Origin of the sequence: Lentzea pudingi, assembly GCF_014646255.1 — a bacterium.
GTDB classification, from domain to species: domain Bacteria; phylum Actinomycetota; class Actinomycetes; order Mycobacteriales; family Pseudonocardiaceae; genus Lentzea; species Lentzea pudingi.
Map to the genome: position 1 here is coordinate 640,456 of NZ_BMNC01000003.1, position 17,327 is coordinate 657,782.

Sequence of the window (17,327 nt, forward strand, 5' to 3'; positions counted from 1 at the left end):
CTGCCTCCTGGGTCCGTGCAACGTTTCACCCCGGGGTCGCGGTGTGCAGCAGGTCCGTTACGGAGTGCTGCGAATGGCGGAGACCGGCGAATTAGGCTGGTCGATCAGCCGTGATCGCCGGGCTGGAAGTGGTGCGGTCAAAGGAATGGCTGCCACGAAGTGCGCGTGGCGACAGGCACAGTGACAGGGAGCTGGACGACGGAGCGCGGGCCAGCGGCCACGTCGGCGGTGTCGAAGACGGCCAGGCTGCTCGAAGTGCTGTCGTGCAACGGGACGAGGAGCCATTCGCCGGCGATCGAGGGCTGGCCGAGCCAGTGGCTGCGGCCGATGTCGTAGCGGGCCGAGGTGTGCGAGTTGTGCCGGAACACCGCGGCGCCATGGGTTCCATAAGAGTGCGGTAACCCTGCTGCGTGGACTGCACAGCAGGCTCGAACCTTCTCATAGAGCTGGATGACCGGGCCGGCGAGTTTCGTTTCCTGGTTCGTGACAGAGCTGGCCAGTTCACGGCGTCGTTCGATTCCGTTCTCGCTGACCCCGGCATCGATGTCCGCAGGCTAATTGCTACGCGGAACGGACTGCCGGCACTGTCAGACGAGAGTCCACCGACCGGCTGCTTGTCATCAACGAGCGTCACCTGATGTCAGTGTTGAACAGCTACGCGTCCCACTACAACCATCGACGACCGCACCGGGCGCGGTACCACACTCCACCATGACCCGATCACCCGACCGGAACCCAAGTTGTGATCTGTACGTCGTCGGAGAGTGCTTGGCGGCCTGATCAACGATACGAACCCGCAACAGCTTGATCCGCAGGTCAGGCCCGGTGGTCCATGTTTTGACACCCACAGCAGCCTGATAGACCAAGTCACACCCACCGGACCGTGTTCTGGCGCCTCACGGTAGTCATTCACGAGGATCGATGTACGTCTTGACCTGCATGGACGGGGCTCCGGCACGCATAAGCGCTCAGCCACCAGGCAGCGGCGCTGGAGGCAGCCGAACGACTAAATCCAGCCGCCACCACAGCTGCCGACGCCGCCGGAACGTGCGGCTGGCGGTTCAGGGTGGCGGTACGACGCCGTCGGTTAGTTCGAGGTCGGAGATCCACAGGGCAAGTGCCGCCCGCGCGTCCCGCAGGGTGCGTGTCGGCTCGCCGAGTCCGCGCAACGCCAGCCGCCGCTGTTCGAGCCTGGGGCTCCGGAACTTCGGAAAGGCGAGTTTGAGGCACGTGTCGATCATCTCGGCGTGGTAGTGCAGCAGCTCAGTCACCCGGAACTCCAGCGACGCGCGGTCGGCGTCGCCGATGAGGTCCATCGCCCACCCGTGCAGTCGGCAGTAGTCGGACGCGAGCCGGCCGCCCTGGCGGGCCACCTGCGCCGGGACGTCGCCAGGCTGCGCGCAGGCGCCGATGATCTGCTCGGCGGCGGGCTGGAGTGCGACGGCACGCTTGGCCACCTCCAGCAGCGACCGAAGAGCAATCAGACGCGCGGCGGCGGAATTCTTCGCGCCTGTCACGGCCGCGGCTCGCCGCGGGCGACGCCCCGGAATCCGCATGTGATCCACCAGCCTCTGTGAGCCAGCCCAGAAGCATCCAGTATGAACCGCCACGAGGCGCGCCGCGAGGTGCCGGTAGCCTGATCTCAAGTTGTTGGTGTGGAAGAAGGTCACGCCCATGTACATCCGTGGTGTGGAATTTCCGCGGAGTTGATCGAGGCGCACCGTGCGGGCGAACTGGTGATCTTCGCAGGGCCTCGCTGATCCCGGATGACGAGTCCTACCTGGACGCGACGCTCGCGGACGCCGGACGGACGCGGTTGTTCACGGACCTCGCCCACGGCTCGGACTGGCTCGCGGCTCGCCGCTCGGCCGGGTTCCAGGTGCTGTTCGACCACGAGGCGCCGTCCGCCCCGATCGGGTGGTCCCTGGCGGCCTGGATCGCCGAGCACTTCGTCGTGGATCCTGTGCACTCAGCGGAGGCACTGGCGATTGCGCACCAAGCGGTGGCGCGTTGTCCCGAGATCTCGCCAAGGCCGTGTGCTCGTGGGTTTACGCGGCAGACCACCCGCTACCCGTACACCTGCACGCCTGGGTGGCGTGGCTCGTGCGGTACGTGCCGGACACTGAGTCTGGCTGGATTGAAGACATGCTCGCCCGGTGCGCCCTCCCTGACGATCGGGCAACGGTGTTGCTGCACTTGGAACACTCGTCAGAACCCGTGCTCAGGCCGATGTCCAGGTTCGGTGGGCTGCGCGGGGCTCGGTTCGAGGTGCGGCCGCGCGCTGGCCGTGGACTCGGGAACGCTTGGCGGACGGGATTCCGGCCGTTCCTGTCCGCCGTGGCAAATGACGTGCTGTCTGTCGTGGTACGCCATCTCGAGAAGGAAGCCTTGCTGCGGTCCATGGCGGACAGCGGCGCCTCGCCTGGTCCTTCGGTCGCTCCGCAATCGAGCCGCACGAGCAGGACCAGCAGCTCGAGGACCCATTCGACCCGCTCATCGACGCCGTACGTGACTGCATCGAGGCCTTGATCACTGCGGGAGATGTCAGAGCGGACGCACATCTGCGGCGCTGGGCGGTGTCAGAAGTCCCGATCCTCTGTCGGCTTGCCGTCCACGGCTGGGTCGTGCGCACCGACGTCAATGCTTCCGACAAGATCCAGTGGTTGCTGGAGAAGGGTTTCCTCTATCAGCGCGAGCTGCGGCACGAGGTTTTCGGCTGATCCAACTTGCGGTGCCAACGCTGGATCACGACGATGTTGCCGCACTGGTGACTGCGGTAGGCGACGAACCGATCGGCCGAGCGAATCCCGACCACGAAGGTTCAGCCTGCTGGCTTGGATCGCCGGGCACGCGCCGGAAGTACCCGGACTTCGAAGAGCGGGAGGACAAGCTGGCCACCCGCCACAGACGTGGCACCGAGTGGCATGACGCCGCCGAACTCGTGTCAATGGGTGGTGCGCGAGCACTCTGTCGACGGTACGGGCCTGCTCGCGCAACCAGGTGTTCGAGGACGGCGACCTGGAGGCCGGCATCTGGAGTGCCGGCCTGGCGCAGGGGCCCATCGACGACATCCCCACGGTGCGGGAGGATCGTCCGTGAGGCGGAAGAGCTGATCACTGGGTGGCTCACCACCGTCTGCGCTGGTTGAGGCGATCAAGGGACCGACCCGCTCGACAAATACGACACCACAACCCCCGCCACCCGATCGCAGAGCCCGGCTGCAAGTCCATACGCAGGTCTGAGCCGGTCAGCGGCCGTTGCCCAGGCGGAACACGCTGAGCTCGCCGTAGGTCGACAGTGCACGCGCAAGGTCGCTGGATCCGTGGCGCAGGACGGAATCCAGGAACGCGAGAGTGGCTGCGGCGACGACGCGCGGACTCTCGTCGCGGCCTAGTGAGCCGACTATCGAGGGCACAGGCGGCAGGTACAGGGCGCCGTCCATGAAGGTGAGGTGAGCGGCGCCGGGGATGGTGAGCCGGTAGTTGGTCGCCGTGCCGCGCGAGAGCACCTCGGTGAGCCGAGGCGGGTAGCGTGGATCGGTGTCCGGGGTGATGGCTTGGGTGAGCGCGAGCGTCGGCTGGCCGAGGTCAGGCGACAGCGGGCCGCCAGGGTAGCCGTCCAGATTGATGACGGCGTCGATTCGGTGGTCCTGCCTGGCTGTCTGCAGTGCGGCGGCACCACCCATGGAGTGACCGGTCGCGGCGACCCGTTCGGTGTCCAGGCGCCCGGCCAGCGGGTCGGCGCCGTCACCTCGGTCGAGACCGTCCAGCCGGGTCAGCACGAAGCGGAGGTCGGCGGCCCGGATCGCCGTCCAGTCGTGGGCCAGCTTCTCGTCCTCGTCCCGGTCGCCGGTGGAGACGGTCGCGGTGGTGATCGTCCGGCCGTCGTCGAGCACGACGGCGGCGGAGTCGTACGGGTGGTCGAGCGCGGCCACCACGTAGCCGTGGCTCGCGAGTTCCTCCGCCCAGGCGGTGTTCTGGGTGCGCACTCCACCGGATCCCGGCGAGAACAGCACGATCGGGAACCGTTCTCCCTCACCGGCCACCGGGGCATCGGGAATCGCGTGCGCACGGGCTTGCGGGACACCGTCCAGGAGGAAACCCGGCAGTCCGACTCCGCGGGCGAGTGCTTCGGAGACGGTGCGCGCTTCGTCCTCGGTGCGTCCGAGGTACTGAGCACGTGGCCGGTCCACCGAGCTGTGCCGCGCGGGGTACCAGAGCTGGGCCACTACCGTGCGCTGGTCCTGCGGGTCGGCGGTGAAGGTCTCGGGGCGGTCCGGGTCTGTCCACTGCAGCACGCGGGTGCCGACCGCGAAGCCGCCGGTGGGCTCTGGGAAGACGGGGACGGGGAAAGCCCACATCGTCGCGGGGCCTGTGGCGATCAGGCAGGTGCAGGCCACCGATCCCAGCAACGCCAGCCACCAGCGGATCCGCTTGGTACGGCCTCGCACCAGTGGGGAGAAGGCGAACGGCGCCGCGACGATCGCACCCGCCAGCACCGGCAGCAGTTGCCAGCGGATGCCTGTCACGCAGAGCGAGATCGCGGACAACAGGAACACCGTCCCCGCCGCGATGGTGACGCGTGGGCGGGCGGCGGCGGGCAGCCAGCGCGCCATCACCAGCGTGACGGCGCCGAGCAACGTCAGGACTTCCAGCGGGGACAGGTTCAGTCCCATGATGATCTCGTTCACCTGGCCATGTTCGGTGCCGGACCCGCGCGGACACATCGCTCTCCAGGCGCGATTCCGGTGCCGTCCGCAGTGGCAATCGAGCACCCGGATCAGAGGCCGGACTACGACCACGGGAGGTATCGGGACTTCTACCGTGGTCGCAGTCCGGCTCGCCGCCGTCATACGGCGGGCTCATGTGTGCGGTGGGGGCGTCGGCCTACCATCGCCGTGTGATGACCGAGCGGGGCTGGGCGTCCCGGCTGCCGCCGGCGGTGCGGGATTCGCTGCTGCCAGCGGTTCTCCTGCTGCACGTCTTGACCATGTGGGCGCCTGCGGAGTTGCCCGTGGCCGCCGCGCTCACCGCCGCACTCGCGCTGCCCTTGGTGTGGCGGCGCCGGGCCCCGCTCGCGGTGTTCGGCGCGGTGGCGGCAGCGGCCTTCGTCCAGTGGCTGGCGGACGTCCAACTGCCCGCGGACATCGCACTGCTGGTGGCTCTCTACACGGTGGCCGCGAACTCGGACAGGCGCGTCACACTCGTCGCCGTCACCGTCGTGGAGATCGGGGCCGTTCTCGCCTGCCTGCGCTGGGCGACGGATGGCGCGTTCCTGACCCCCTTCGCCGCGCTCACCGCGATGGTCGTCGCCGCGGCCGTGCTCGGTGTGAACGACCGGGCCACACGTGCCTACCAGGAAGTCGTGCGGGAACGGGCCGTTGCCGAGGAAAGAGCCAGGATCACCAGGGAGATGCACGACATCGTCACCCACAACCTGTCCGTCATGATCGCGCTCACCGACGCAGCCGTCTACGCGCAGCACCGGTCGCCTGCCAAAGCCAACGCCGCGATGCTCCAGGTCTCCGAGACAGGCAGGCAGGCGTTGGCCGACATGCGGCGCTCACTCGGCGTCCTGCGCACCGATGAACCGGACGCGGTGCGCCACCCGCTGCCCGGCATCGCGCAACTGGAAACCCTCGCAGACCAGATGCGCGCCGCTGGTCTCCCGACCGGCCTGGACATCGACGGCGGTTGCACACACATACCCGCGACCGCGCAACTGACCGTCTACCGCCTGGTGCAGGAGGCCTTGACGAACACCCTCAAGCACACGCCCACCGGCACACACGCGAAGGTCCGGATCGAGTGTGGTGCCGAGACCGTCACAGTCGACGTCACGGACACCGGCCCGCCGACTTCCCCTGTCAGTGCCTCTGGCCACGGCATCACCGGCATGCGTGAGCGCGCGGCCGGCTACGGAGGGACGGTGCTGGCCGGACCGCTTCCCGACGGCGGCTGGGGAGTGCACACCAGCCTCGTCTTCGGCGGTCGCCCAGTGGCGTCCGCATGACGACCCGCGTCCTGATCGCCGACGACGAGGCGCTGCTGCGCATGGCGTTCAGCATGATCCTGGAGGCGCAGCCGGACCTGACATCGGTCGGTGAAGCAGAGGACGGCCTCACCGCGATCCGGCTCGCCGCCGACCTGCGTCCCGATGTCGTCCTCATGGACGTCCGCATGCCGGGAACCGATGGAATCGAGGCGACCCGGCAGATCGTCCGGAACTGCCCGCAGACCAAGGTGCTGATCCTCACCACCTTCGACCTGGACGAGTACGCCTTCGCAGGACTCAAAGCCGGAGCCTCGGGCTTCCTGTTGAAGAACACCAGACCCGAGGAACTGCTCACCGCGATCCGCACCGTGGCCGCGGGCAACGCGGTCGTCTCCGGGCGCATCACCCGCCTCCTGCTGGAGAAATTCCGCCCGCACATCCCCGACGCCGTTGCAATCGCCCGTGACGAGCGGCTGAGCAGGCTCAGCGCCCGTGAGCGCGAGGTGCTCGTCCAGGTGGGCTCCGGTCTGTCCAACGCCGAGATCGCCGCCACCCTGCACCTCGCGGAGGCGACTGTGAAGTCCCACCTGGGGCGAATCCTGCACAAGCTCGAACTCCGCGACCGGATCCAGGCCGTGATCTTCGCCTACGAAAGCCGCCTCATCCACCCGGTGTGATGTCCGTAGGTCCATGCGATCGCGGTTGAGTGGAGACCGCGTCAAGGCGCGGTACGAGCCGCGGACGCCTGTGCGAAACGGACTCCGTCGAGTACGCGTGGGTGAAGGCCGGGGAGGAGACAACCGCGATCTCGTCATTGATCACTCACAGCCCGCCCGCCGCGAGTCCGTGCTGTTCAAGTCGAACGGCACGGCCTGGGAGGCTTCGTGATCGCTATCGGCGTCACTGGCCGTTCTCTGCCGCCAGCCGTCTTGTCCATTGTGGACGGAGTCGCACGTCGCTGGTCGAAGCCGTCAGGCGGCCGCCGCACTTCGGACTCAGAAGCGCGGCAGTACGCCCAGGAGTGAGGTGATGATCGAAAGCCGCAGCGCTGTCCGCAGTTCGATGCGGTGGACCGCCAGCGCCGGCTCGGATTCGTAGACGGCCAGCAGGCTCGGCGGCGTCGAGGTGTAGGCGGACAGTGCGCCTGCCACCAGCAGATTGGTCAGGCAGAACTGCTCGGCCTGGTCGCCGACCTCGGGCAGGTACCGCCGGACCAGGTCGGCCATCACCGCGAGATTGCTCAGCGAGGCCCGCTTGTGCCGGCGGACCACGTCGACCGAGACGTTGTGCTCGAGCACTCCGCCCTGCGCGCCGTAGAGATCGCAGAGCGCCGTCTGGGCGGCGAGCGACCGGCTGAGGACGTCGGCCGTCTGTTCCGCTCGTTCCACCGCGGGCTGGGCCAGGTCGACGCCGCGGGCCAGTTCCTGCTCGAGTTCGGCCAGCCAGGTCGCCGTCCGGTCGTCCATCAGGTCGAGCAGCACCGCCTCGCGGGACTCGAAGTAGCGCAGCACCGCCGTCTTGGCCAGGCCGACCCGCCGACTCAGCTCGTTCAGAGTCACCCCGGCGACCGGCATCTCGTCGAGCATCGCCGAGGTCGTCTCCAGAATCGCCCGGCGCCGGACCTCACGCTGCTCTTCGGTGCGCGCCCGCTGGAACGTCATGACGTGGATCCTAGCTTGGGTACCGCCGGTACCTTGACAGTGTACCGGCGGTACATTACTGTTCAGCTATAAGTTACCGGCGGTACATTAGGAGCATGTGATGAACTGGACCGAGCAGCAGATCCCGCGCCAGAACGGCCGAGTCGCCGTGATCACCGGCGCCAACACCGGACTGGGCTTCGAGACCGCCCGGCGACTCGCCGAACGCGGCGCGGCGGTCGTGCTGGCCGTGCGCGACACCGAGAAGGGCAAGCTGGCCGCCGCCCGGATCAACGGCGATGTCTCCGTGCAGGAACTGGACCTGACCTCGCTGGAATCGGTGCGCGCCGCCGCGGCCGATCTGCGCGCCGCTCACCCGCGGATCGACTTGCTGATCAACAACGCCGGGGTGATGTACACGCCGAAGCAGACCACTCGCGACGGCTTCGAGATGCAGTTCGGCACCAACCACCTGGGCCACTTCGCGCTCACCGGCCTGCTGCTCGACCTGCTGCTGCCCGTGCCCGGCTCACGAGTGGTCGCGGTCAGCAGCACCGGCCACCGCATCAACGCCGCCATCCACTTCGACGACCTGCAATGGGAGCGTTCCTACAGCCGCTCCGCCGCCTACGGCCAGTCCAAGCTCGCCAACCTGATGTTCACCTACGAGCTGCAGCGCCGGCTCGCCGCGCACGGCACCACCGTCGCAGTGGCCGCACATCCCGGCATCTCCAACACCGAACTGGCCCGCAACACCCCGCCGCTCGCCCGCCGGTTGATCACCTGGCTCGCTCCGGTGATCTCCCAGCCCGCGACGACGGGCGCGCTGCCCATCCTGCGGGCCGCCACCGACCCGTCCGTCCTCGGCGGGCAGTACTACGGACCCGACGGCCTGGCCGAGCGGCGCGGCCACCCGAAGCTGGTCACCTCCAGTCCCGACTCCTACGACCTGACCGTGCAGCAACGCCTCTGGACCGCCTCGGAGGACCTCACCGGCGTGCGGTTTCCTGTCGGTTGGGCAACTGCCGCGGCATGAGCCGCGCGAGGGGACAGCATTCCTGTTCTTCGCGCGAGCTGCGCTGCACGAGTTCGACCTCGTCAGGGTCGACGAGAAGCAGTACGGCGCCAACTAACCAAGTGCCGGCCAGCTTGACGACGCATAGCGCCGCGTAATGACGACCAGCAAGCCGTCGTGCTCGCGGATGCTCAGCCGGGTATCTGCGCTCCAGTCCAGCGCCGCGATGACTTGGCGGTCAGCGACCCGACCGCGGCTGTCGACGCTGGCCATTCCGTATAGGACGTTGGTCAGTCGAGGCGCTCGGAATGCTGGGACGGTGATAAGCGGAAGGGGCTGGCCAACGAGGCGCGCTGACGCGTTCCTGGCGTCTTCTTGGGTGGTTTCCGGAACGATCGGCCGGATGTAGGGGAACGTCATCGAACGCCACCCACTGGTGGCACGGAAACGCAAAACAGGTGCTCAAGTGGACTTGAGCACCTGCCACGTGGATGTGGCAAATTTGCCACATTTCGGTGTCCGAGGGGGGACTTGAGTCCACACATGTAGCAAGCTTGCACAGTTCGTGTGTTCATGCGCTTTTGGATAGCTCGAACCTAGGATAAAGGGCCAGTCGACTCGATTCAATCTTTCGTCGCTAAGTTACGTCGGCCGGGGCCAAGAAATTTCGCGGCGAACTGTCGGACCGCACGCTGATCTGGAATCAGACCAGGACATCTGCAAGATGCTCGTCGCTTCGAATCGGCGCGGGTTGCTCATGGTCATCACCACGTGCGATTCAGGCTTCGATGACGACCGGGATGACCACCGGTCGGCGGCGGTATGTGCGTTGTGCCCACATTTGCACCTGCTGGCCGATGAGACGTTCGAACTCCGCCACGTCGGTGGTGCTCCTCTCCGCCGCGCCTGCGAGGGCCTTCTCGATGGCGGGGATCACCGGCAGGAACGTCGAGGCGTCGTGTTCGAAGCCGTGGGCGATGAAGTCGGGTGTGTCGTCGAGCCGCCCGGTGTCGGTGTCGATGATGGCGACTACGGTGATCATGCCTTCCTCGCCCAGCGTGCGGCGCTGCGCCAGGGAGTCCTCGGTGACGCCGCCGACGGTCTGGCCGTCGACGTAGATGTTGTGGATCTCGACCTGGCCGGTGACCGAGGCCCGGCCCTCGTGCAGGTCGATGACGTGGCCGTTCGCGGCGACGAGCACCTGGTCGCGGTCGACCCCGGTCTTGACGGCCAGCTCGGCGTTGGCCCGCAGGTGGCGTGCCTCGCCGTGCATGGGCAGGACGTTGGTGGGTTGCACGAGGTTGTAGCAGTAGACCAGTTCACCGGCGCTGGCGTGCCCGGAGACGTGGACCTTGGCGTTGCCCTTGTGCACCACGTTGGCACCGAGGTCGGTCAGGCCGTTGATCACGCGGTAGATGGCGTTCTCGTTGCCGGGGATCAGAGAGCTGGCCAGTAGGACGGTGTCGCCCTCGACGATGACGATCTCGTGCTCGCCGGCCGCCATGCGGGACAGAGCGGCCATCGGCTCTCCCTGCGACCCGGTGCACACCAGCGTCACCTGGTGGGCGGGAAGCCGGTTGGCGTCCCTGATGTCGACGACGAGCCCGTCGGTCACCTTCAGGTACTCCAGCTCGGCGGCCAGACCCATGTTGCGGACCATGGAGCGGCCGACGAAGGCGACCTTGCGGCCGTGCACGGCCGCGGCGTCGAGCACCTGCTGGATGCGGTGCACGTGGCTGGCGAAGCTGGAAACGATCACCCGGCGCGGCGTGGTGCGGAACACCTCGTCGATCGCGGGCGCGAGATCGCGTTCCGAGGTGGTGAAGCCGGGCACGTCGGCGTTGGTGGAGTCGACGAGGAACAGGTCGACGCCCTCCTCGCCGAGGCGGGCGAAACCGCGGAGGTCGGTGATCCGCTTGTCGAGCGGGAACTGGTCCATCTTGAAGTCACCGGTGTGCAGCACGAGACCGGCGTCGGTGCGGATGGCGATGGCCAGACCGTCGGGGATGGAGTGGTTGACGGCGAGGAACTCCAGGTCGAACGGCCCTCGAGTGAGCTGTTCGCCTTCCCGGACCTCGACCAGGACGGGCTTGATCCGGTGCTCGGCCAGCTTGGCGGCCAGGAACCTCAGCGTGAGCCGGGAGCCGATGACCGGGATGTCCCGTCGTTCCCGCAGCAGGTACGGCACGCCCCCGATGTGGTCCTCGTGGCCGTGGGTCAGCACGATGGCGACCACGTCGGCCAGCCGGTCCCGGATGCAGCTCCAGTCCGGGAGGATCACGTCGACCCCGGGCTGGTGCTCCTCGGGGAACAGGACCCCGCAGTCGACGATGAGCAGCTTGCCCTCGTGCTCGAACACGGTCATGTTCCGGCCGATCTCACCGAGGCCGCCGAGGGCGATGACCCGCAGGGCATCCGGGGCGAGTGCGGGCGGAGGGGTGGACGTTCGAGCCATGGTCACACCCTCACGTTACGTGAGAGTTGCCGGTGAGAGAAAATCGGCGACGCGGGCCAGGCGTGATGTTCGTCAGTCCGAGGGCAGGTGGGACCGCAGCGTCGTGGCGAAGTCCTCGGCGATGCGCAGCTGCGCGCGCAGCTGCTGACAGCGTTCGTCGGCGGCGGTCCAGAACCCAGAGAGGCGGTCGAGATGCTTGTCGCGATCGGGATCGTCGCCAGTGGACAGCGCGTCGAGGATCCCGAGCAGCTCGCGCATCTCCTCGAGCTGGAAGCCGAGCGGTTTCATCCGCTTGATCACGTCGAGGCGTTGCACGTCAGGCTCGGTGTAGAGACGGAAACCGCCCTGGCTGCGCGCGCTCGGCACCACCAGGTCGACCTCCTCGTAGTACCGGATCGTGCGCAACGACAGACCGGCCCTCTCGGCCACCTCACCGATCTGCATGTGCTCGCCCACAACATCCCTTCCAGAACTGCGTCACGATCACCACCCATTCTGGCATCACGCCAGGTGCTTGTGCCCCACTTGCGCCTCCAGGGCAGGTCCAGATTACCGTCACGTGAGGGTAGAGTTTGGCGAGATGTCGTCCAACCCCGAAGGATCGCGAATGACCACCGCCACCCCGGTGACCGCCTCGTCCGGAACCGTGCTCGCGGAAGCGGAACGCAGGCGCACCTTCGCGGTGATCAGTCACCCGGACGCGGGCAAGTCGACCATGACTGAGGCGCTGGCCCTGCACGCGAAGGTGATCTCCGAGGCTGGCGCGGTGCACGGCAAGGCCGGTCGGCGCGGTGTGGTGTCGGACTGGATGGAGATGGAGAAGGCGCGCGGGATCTCCATCACGTCCGCCGCGTTGCAGTTCTCCTACCGCGACTGCGTGATCAACCTGCTGGACACTCCCGGCCACGCCGACTTCTCCGAGGACACCTACCGGGTGCTGTCGGCGGTGGACTGTGCGGTCATGCTGCTCGACGCGGCCAAAGGCCTCGAGCCTCAGACTCTCAAGCTGTTCGACGTCTGCCGCTACCGCGGCATCCCCGTGATCACGTTCATCAACAAGTGGGACCGTCCCGGCCGGGACGCGCTGGACCTGTGCGACGAGCTGGGCGAGCGGATCGGGCTGCAGGCGATGCCGCTGACCTGGCCGGTCGGCGACGCCGGCCACTTCCGCGGCGTGCTCGACCGCCGCAGCGGGCACTTCGTGCGCTACCAGCGCACCGCGGGCGGAGCCACCGCCGCGGGCGAGGAGCACCTGCTGCCGAGTCAGGCCGAAGCCGAGGAGGGCGCGGGCTGGACGCGTGCCCGCGAGGAAGCGGAACTGCTCGGCGCGTCCGGCGGTGAGTTCGAGATCGAGCGGTTCCTCGCCGCCACGGCGACACCGGTGCTCTTCGGGTCGGCGGTGCTCAACTTCGGTGTGCGGCAGCTGCTCGACCTGCTCGTCGAGATCGCGCCCCGCCCCACCGCGCGGCCGGATGCCGCCGGTGATCCGCGCAAGCTGGACGCGCCGTTCTCGGCGTTCGTGTTCAAGGTGCAGACGGGCATGGATCGCGCGCACCGCGACCAGATCGCGTTCGCGCGTGTGTGCTCCGGCGTGTTCGAGCGAGGCATGGTCGTGACCAACGCCGCCACGGGCAAGCCGTTCGCCACCAAGTACGTGCAACAGGTCTTCGGCCAACAGCGCTCCACTTTGGACACGGCCTTTCCCGGTGATGTGATCGGGTTGGTCAACGCCACCGCGCTGGGCGTGGGCGACACCCTGCACGCGGGCAAACCCGTGGTGCGTTTCCCTGGTTTGCCCAGCTTCGCGCCTGCGCACTTCGCCGTCGCGCGACCGGCGGACCTCAGTCGCTCCAAGCAGTTCCGCAGAGGCATCGAGCAATTGGAGTCCGAAGGCGTCGTGCAGATCCTGCGTTCGCTGCGTCGCGGTGACGGGGCGCCGGTGTTCGCCGCGGTCGGTCCCATGCAGTTCGAGGTCGCGGCACATCGCCTCGAAGCGGAGTTCAAGTCACCCGTGCGGCTGGAACCGTTGCCCTACACCGTCGTGCGCCGCCTGGCCGACCCCAAGCAACGGTCCCTGGTGGACGGCAACCGCACCGAGGTGCTCACCCGCACCGACGGCGTGGACCTCGCCCTGTTCGTCGACTCCACCGCGCTGGGCGTCATGCGGCGCCTGCATCCCGAGGTGCGACTGGAGTCCCTCGTCGCAGGAACCGACGACTGACCGTCTCCTGCTGTCGTCCGCAAGTTCGAGGTGCTGGGACTGACCGCAGTGCTCTTGGGCACCGGCACGTCCGCAGTATGAACGTGTCCCTGCCGTCGGATCGTGCGTCTGCGATGTCACGCTCGCCACGACGTCCCGCTGTGATGGCGGGCCGGTGGTGGTTCAGCGCCGAGCGAACGGGCTTACCTCCATGGAATTGGAGGTTCCAAGATTTCCCGCATGACCAGGACCTTCAAGTACATCAACGTTGTCCTGCATGTGTTGTTCGGGGCGCTGTTCGCGTTCTCCGGGGTGTTCGGGATAGGTTCGCAGTCGACCGACGGCATGGCGGTCGAGGCGGTCGACTTCGCCACGGCGCTCAGCGAGAGCGGGTTCGTCATGCCCGTCATCAAGGTCGTCGAGCTGGTAGCCGGGATCATGTTGCTGGTCAACAGGTTCGTGCCGGTCGCGCTGGCTTTGTCGGCACCGCTGGTGGTCGGCATCTTCGGGTTCCACCTCTTGCTGGAGCCCAGTGGGGCGGTGATCGCCGTGGTGCTCGCGGCGGTCGAGATCTACCTGGCGTGGGTCTACCGGAATGCGTTCGCGCCGACGTTGCGGCCTACGGCAAGTCCGCGAACCCCGTCGTGGTTACTGTTTCGAGCAGCATGGGATCGTTCTGGGCGGTCAACAACCCCGACCGTGCCGAGTGCCAGATACCTCTCGCGCTCTACGCCGCGTCGAAGGCGGCCGCCACCATGCTGACCGTCCAGCATGCTAAAGCCCACCCAGGCATCAAGTTCAACGCGGTCGAGCCCGGCCCGACCGCCACCGACATGACAGCGGCCTTCGGAATCGGGCGATCGGTGCACGAAAGCGCGAAGGTCGTAGTGCGCTTGGCGAACCTCGACGTGAACGGCCCCGCCGGAACCTTGCAGGAACGTGGACGGCGTTCTGGCTTGGTGAGGGCGTGCTGAGGTGTGCAGGGCAGTGCGTCGGCGCTCGTCGAACGCGTGCGGGCCTCAAGTTCGGTGCCCGCCAGAAGGAGTTGTTCCTGGCCCTCGGGAAAGTAGTGGAACGTCTGGCTTTCCCGGTGCCGCTGCGCCGGCACACGTCATCGAGCGTGGTGGCCAGCGTGCCGCAGTCGCGGATTTGCGCGCGTTCACCTCGACGCCGCGGCGGCGGGTCGTGAGCCCGATCTGGCTCAGGAGCGTGTAGGCATCCCCATGGCCCATGGCGCGAACTCTGACGGAAAGCCGGTGGAAAGTGCCGCCACTTGAGACGGCAAGCGACCTGCAAGAGGCCCGGCGCGTCGTGCTGTCCTGGTGAAACGGAAGCAAGAAGAACGACGCGACCAGCTCCACAGTGGATGGTCTGATCCTGAAGGTCGCGTTGCGGGAACTCGCCGCGTTGATGCCGGGTGAGGTGGTCATCCCGGGCGACGCCGAGCGGGACGAGCGGCGCCTGGGCTGGACCCGCAGAGCGTGCGCGTCTCCTGTGTCGACGCGGTCCTGATTCTGTCGGAGGCAGCCCGCCGCTTGGTACGCGACTGTGCCGAGGTACGTGTGTTGCTGAGCCTCATGCGTGGATCCGGCCAAAGAGACGCATCATCCAATGTGGAGGGTTGGTCGCGGCGCGCGTTTGTCACATGTATTGTCCCCGCGGTGCTCGAGTGCTGCGCTCTATTGACAGCTCGTATCCAAGCTGTTGCGGGCGGAGCTAGCGTGGAGAAGTAAGTAACTCTCAAGTAGCGGACTGTTCCCTTCCTTGAAGTCGGCTAAACATACAATTCCCTGATGTCCAAATAATGGTCAATTGTGATGCTCCTTTTGGCGGTGTGTGCTGCAGGTGCGGAACTGCACTGTTATCGTCTGTTGCGGCAGGCGGCTGGTTTGCGCATGAGGTTTCTCCTCGGCGTTTGCCAATCGTCCTGACTCCGGCAAGTGCCGGTCCGCGCCTGATGTCCGACGACGAGAAGGAGAGAGCTGTGTCCGATGTCGCCTACCAGGTGCTGGTCAACGACGAGGAACAGCGTTCGTTGTGGCCTTTGGGAAAAGAGCTTCCTCAGGGGTGGCGCAGCGAGGGCAAAGAAGGGTCGCGGCAGGAGTGCATGGACTACGTCGACACCGTGTGGACCGACATGCGGCCCCGTAGCCTGCAGGAACGGATGGCGGCGGACAGGGACGGCTGATGTTCCGGTGTGCGAGGACCTAGGGCGTGATCTCGTCTCGGCGGGTTCTGGTTCGGCCGTGCTAAACCTGGCGCGTGGGTGAATCTCATCCGTCACTGCGAGCTCTGGGTCATCATCATTGATATTCGATGAGTTCACCAGCTGTGTTCTGGAAGTTCGTATCCTTTGCTCGACATAGTCGTTGAAGTCACTGTGTCACGGTTTCGGGATACGAGCTTCGGATGAATTCTTTCTGGCGTGGAATTCAGCAGTCCGTGGTGGAGGTGGGCATATGAGTCGTTGCTCTGTTTCGAGATCTGCGGAACCAGCTGCGGATGCTAACCAGTGTGTTCAGCAAGATCGAGGCCGGATCCGATGACCGTGTCCTGAGTCACAGGCAGAAAGACCGTTCACGAAATTATAAACGTTCGATGGAGAGGAAACGGTGGACCACTTACGCGAGGTGCTGGAACGGTCGGCCCGCCGCCACGAGGTGCCCGGTGCGCAGCTCGTCGTCTGGTGCGGTGGTGAGGCCTGGGAGTTCGAGTTCGGCGAAGAGCGGTACGGCACAGGTCGCGGGGTGAGACGCGACAGCAAGGTGCCCATCGGCTCCATCACGAAGACCTTCACCGCGACCCTGCTGATGGTCCTGGTGTCCGACGGCGACGTCGACCTGGACGAGCCGGTCGTGGAGTACCTGCCGGAGTTGCGGCAGACGCTGGGGGACAACGCCGAGGTGCTCACCGCCCGCCAACTGCTCAGTCACACCGGTGGACTGCCCTCGGACGTCGTCGCCCCGCCGGCCGACAGCCGGGTGGCGTTGGCGGCTTCCGTGCAGGACGTCGTACAGCCGCCAGGGACGGGCTTTTCCTACTCCAACACCGGATACGCCCTCGTCGGCCGCCTGATCGAAGTGGTGACCGGCATGAGCTGGGAGGAAGCGGTCCGCACGATCCTGCTCAAGCCGCTCGACGTCGACCTCGGGTTCATCGCGGGTCCTGACAGCCCCGGCCTCCCGACGGCGAGTGGCCACACCGTCAACCACGCCTTGCGCCTGGTCCGTCCCGTCGAGCAGGAGTTGACGCCGGTCGAGGCGCCTGCGGGCGGTCTGGCCGCGAGTGCCGCCGATCTGGTCGAACTCGCGAGGATGCACCTCGCCCCTCAGCACGGCGGCATCGATCCCGGCCTGGTCACCGCCGAGCACCTCGCCGAGATGCGCCGCCCGGTGCCCGGCGCGGACCCGTTCGGCCTCGCCGACGGCTGGGGTCTGGGCCTCGCGCTCTTCCGAAGCAACGGCACCGGCTGGATCGGCCACGACGGCACCGCCGACGGCACCTCCTGCCACCTGCGGCTGAACCCCGAGACCGGCACGATCGTGGCCCTGACCGCGAACTCCGCCACCGGTGCCACCCTCTGGCGCGACCTGTTGCCCGAACTGCGCGCGGCGGGCATCGACCTCGCTGACAGCGCCGCGACGATCAACGCCGAGCCGCGCACGTCCATCCCGCGCGAGTGCACCGGTACGTACGTCAACGGAGACACCGCCTTCTCCGTGGTGGTCGAAGGCGATGAGCTGCACCTGGTCGTCGACGACGAACCGGCCGCGCGGCTCGCGGTCCACGACGGGTTCATCTTCTCCGTGACCGACCTGGCCAACGGTGCCACCGGCCATCCCGGCCGCTTCCTGCGAGACCCCCGCAGCGGTCGGATCGACCGGATCCAGATCGGCGGACGGGTCGCGGGCCGACGGCACCACGAGCGCGACGTCGCCTGACGGCTCTGCGCAGCTTCCGCACACCTTTCCTCTACCCCTGCACCTGAGGCGCCGCAGCGCGCCCGAAAGAGGTTGGACGGCG

17 protein-coding genes and 1 pseudogene are annotated in these 17,327 nt (G+C 67.1%); 11 read left to right on the forward strand and 7 right to left on the reverse strand.

Annotation, left to right across the window (positions count from 1 at the left end; genetic code table 11):
• Positions 1-137: 137 nt before the first annotated feature.
• The gene (locus tag IEY88_RS13880; protein ID WP_189155100.1) at positions 138-368 is read right to left on the reverse strand and encodes a hypothetical protein; all 231 of its coding nucleotides are present in this window, start codon (positions 366-368) and stop codon (positions 138-140) included.
• Between the two features lie 236 nt (positions 369-604).
• On the opposite strand from IEY88_RS13880, the pseudogene IEY88_RS44185 reads away from it, so the two are divergent.
• Positions 605-715, forward strand: a pseudogene (locus IEY88_RS44185) (integrase core domain-containing protein); the annotation flags it as partial.
• Positions 716-1,061: 346 nt separating this feature from the next.
• Here IEY88_RS44185 and IEY88_RS13890 read toward each other — a convergent pair.
• Positions 1,062-1,457 (reverse strand): hypothetical protein, encoded by a 396-nt coding sequence (locus IEY88_RS13890; protein ID WP_189155101.1) that lies wholly within the window; start codon positions 1,455-1,457, stop codon positions 1,062-1,064.
• 1,068 nt (positions 1,458-2,525) lie between these two features.
• Between IEY88_RS13890 and IEY88_RS13895 the strand changes: the two genes are divergently transcribed.
• Complete coding sequence (locus IEY88_RS13895) at positions 2,526-2,720, forward strand: hypothetical protein (RefSeq protein WP_189155102.1); 195 nt, start codon at positions 2,526-2,528, stop codon at positions 2,718-2,720.
• A gap of 527 nt (positions 2,721-3,247) precedes the next feature.
• Here IEY88_RS13895 and IEY88_RS13900 read toward each other — a convergent pair.
• The gene (locus IEY88_RS13900) at positions 3,248-4,690 is read right to left on the reverse strand and encodes an alpha/beta hydrolase family protein (RefSeq protein WP_229693356.1); all 1,443 of its coding nucleotides are present in this window, start codon (positions 4,688-4,690) and stop codon (positions 3,248-3,250) included.
• 212 nt (positions 4,691-4,902) lie between these two features.
• On the opposite strand from IEY88_RS13900, the gene IEY88_RS13905 reads away from it, so the two are divergent.
• Together IEY88_RS13905 and IEY88_RS13910 are read left to right on the forward strand one after the other, a co-directional pair.
• Positions 4,903-6,012 (forward strand): sensor histidine kinase, encoded by a 1,110-nt coding sequence (locus IEY88_RS13905; protein ID WP_189155425.1) that lies wholly within the window; start codon positions 4,903-4,905, stop codon positions 6,010-6,012.
• Positions 6,009-6,671: a response regulator transcription factor gene (locus IEY88_RS13910; protein WP_189155104.1), complete on the forward strand. Its 663-nt coding sequence runs from the start codon at positions 6,009-6,011 to the stop codon at positions 6,669-6,671. The genes IEY88_RS13905 and IEY88_RS13910 overlap by 4 nt, the downstream gene beginning before the upstream one ends.
• A gap of 318 nt (positions 6,672-6,989) precedes the next feature.
• Here IEY88_RS13910 and IEY88_RS13915 read toward each other — a convergent pair whose 3' ends face one another.
• Positions 6,990-7,655, reverse strand: coding sequence for a TetR/AcrR family transcriptional regulator (locus IEY88_RS13915; protein ID WP_189155105.1), 666 nt, complete (start codon positions 7,653-7,655; stop codon positions 6,990-6,992).
• A 100-nt stretch (positions 7,656-7,755) separates the two neighbouring features.
• Here IEY88_RS13915 and IEY88_RS13920 point away from each other — a divergent pair, with 100 nt between their 5' ends.
• Complete coding sequence (locus IEY88_RS13920) at positions 7,756-8,670, forward strand: SDR family NAD(P)-dependent oxidoreductase (RefSeq protein ID WP_189155106.1); 915 nt, start codon at positions 7,756-7,758, stop codon at positions 8,668-8,670.
• A 93-nt stretch (positions 8,671-8,763) separates the two neighbouring features.
• On the opposite strand, the gene IEY88_RS13925 is transcribed toward IEY88_RS13920, so the two are convergent.
• The 3 genes from IEY88_RS13925 to IEY88_RS13935 all read right to left on the reverse strand — a co-directional run bounded on the left by IEY88_RS13925 (position 8,764) and on the right by IEY88_RS13935 (position 11,548).
• Positions 8,764-9,069, reverse strand: a complete 306-nt coding sequence (locus IEY88_RS13925) for a hypothetical protein (RefSeq protein WP_189155107.1) — start codon at positions 9,067-9,069, stop codon at positions 8,764-8,766.
• A gap of 358 nt (positions 9,070-9,427) precedes the next feature.
• Complete coding sequence (locus IEY88_RS13930) at positions 9,428-11,104, reverse strand: ribonuclease J (RefSeq protein WP_189155108.1); 1,677 nt, start codon at positions 11,102-11,104, stop codon at positions 9,428-9,430.
• A gap of 72 nt (positions 11,105-11,176) precedes the next feature.
• Entirely contained in the window at positions 11,177-11,548 is a 372-nt protein-coding gene (locus tag IEY88_RS13935) for a MerR family transcriptional regulator (protein WP_189155426.1), read from the reverse strand.
• Positions 11,549-11,711: 163 nt separating this feature from the next.
• Here IEY88_RS13935 and IEY88_RS13940 point away from each other — a divergent pair, with 163 nt between their 5' ends.
• The 6 genes from IEY88_RS13940 (at position 11,712) to IEY88_RS13960 (ending at position 17,245) form a co-directional block, all read left to right on the forward strand.
• Complete coding sequence (locus IEY88_RS13940) at positions 11,712-13,325, forward strand: peptide chain release factor 3 (RefSeq protein ID WP_189155109.1); 1,614 nt, start codon at positions 11,712-11,714, stop codon at positions 13,323-13,325.
• Between the two features lie 219 nt (positions 13,326-13,544).
• Complete coding sequence (locus IEY88_RS13945; protein WP_189155110.1) at positions 13,545-14,066, forward strand: DoxX family protein; 522 nt, start codon at positions 13,545-13,547, stop codon at positions 14,064-14,066.
• The gene (locus IEY88_RS45465) at positions 14,060-14,278 is read left to right on the forward strand and encodes a Rossmann-fold NAD(P)-binding domain-containing protein (protein WP_373294080.1); all 219 of its coding nucleotides are present in this window, start codon (positions 14,060-14,062) and stop codon (positions 14,276-14,278) included. The genes IEY88_RS13945 and IEY88_RS45465 overlap by 7 nt, the downstream gene beginning before the upstream one ends.
• A 388-nt stretch (positions 14,279-14,666) precedes the next feature.
• Entirely contained in the window at positions 14,667-14,816 is a 150-nt protein-coding gene (locus IEY88_RS13950; protein ID WP_189155111.1) for a hypothetical protein, read from the forward strand.
• A 472-nt stretch (positions 14,817-15,288) separates the two neighbouring features.
• The gene (locus IEY88_RS13955; RefSeq protein WP_229693358.1) at positions 15,289-15,492 is read left to right on the forward strand and encodes an MbtH family protein; all 204 of its coding nucleotides are present in this window, start codon (positions 15,289-15,291) and stop codon (positions 15,490-15,492) included.
• Positions 15,493-15,916: 424 nt separating this feature from the next.
• A complete protein-coding gene (locus IEY88_RS13960) occupies positions 15,917-17,245 on the forward strand; it encodes a serine hydrolase domain-containing protein (RefSeq protein ID WP_189155113.1) in 1,329 nt (442 codons plus the stop codon).
• The last annotated feature ends 82 nt before the right edge of the window (positions 17,246-17,327 follow it).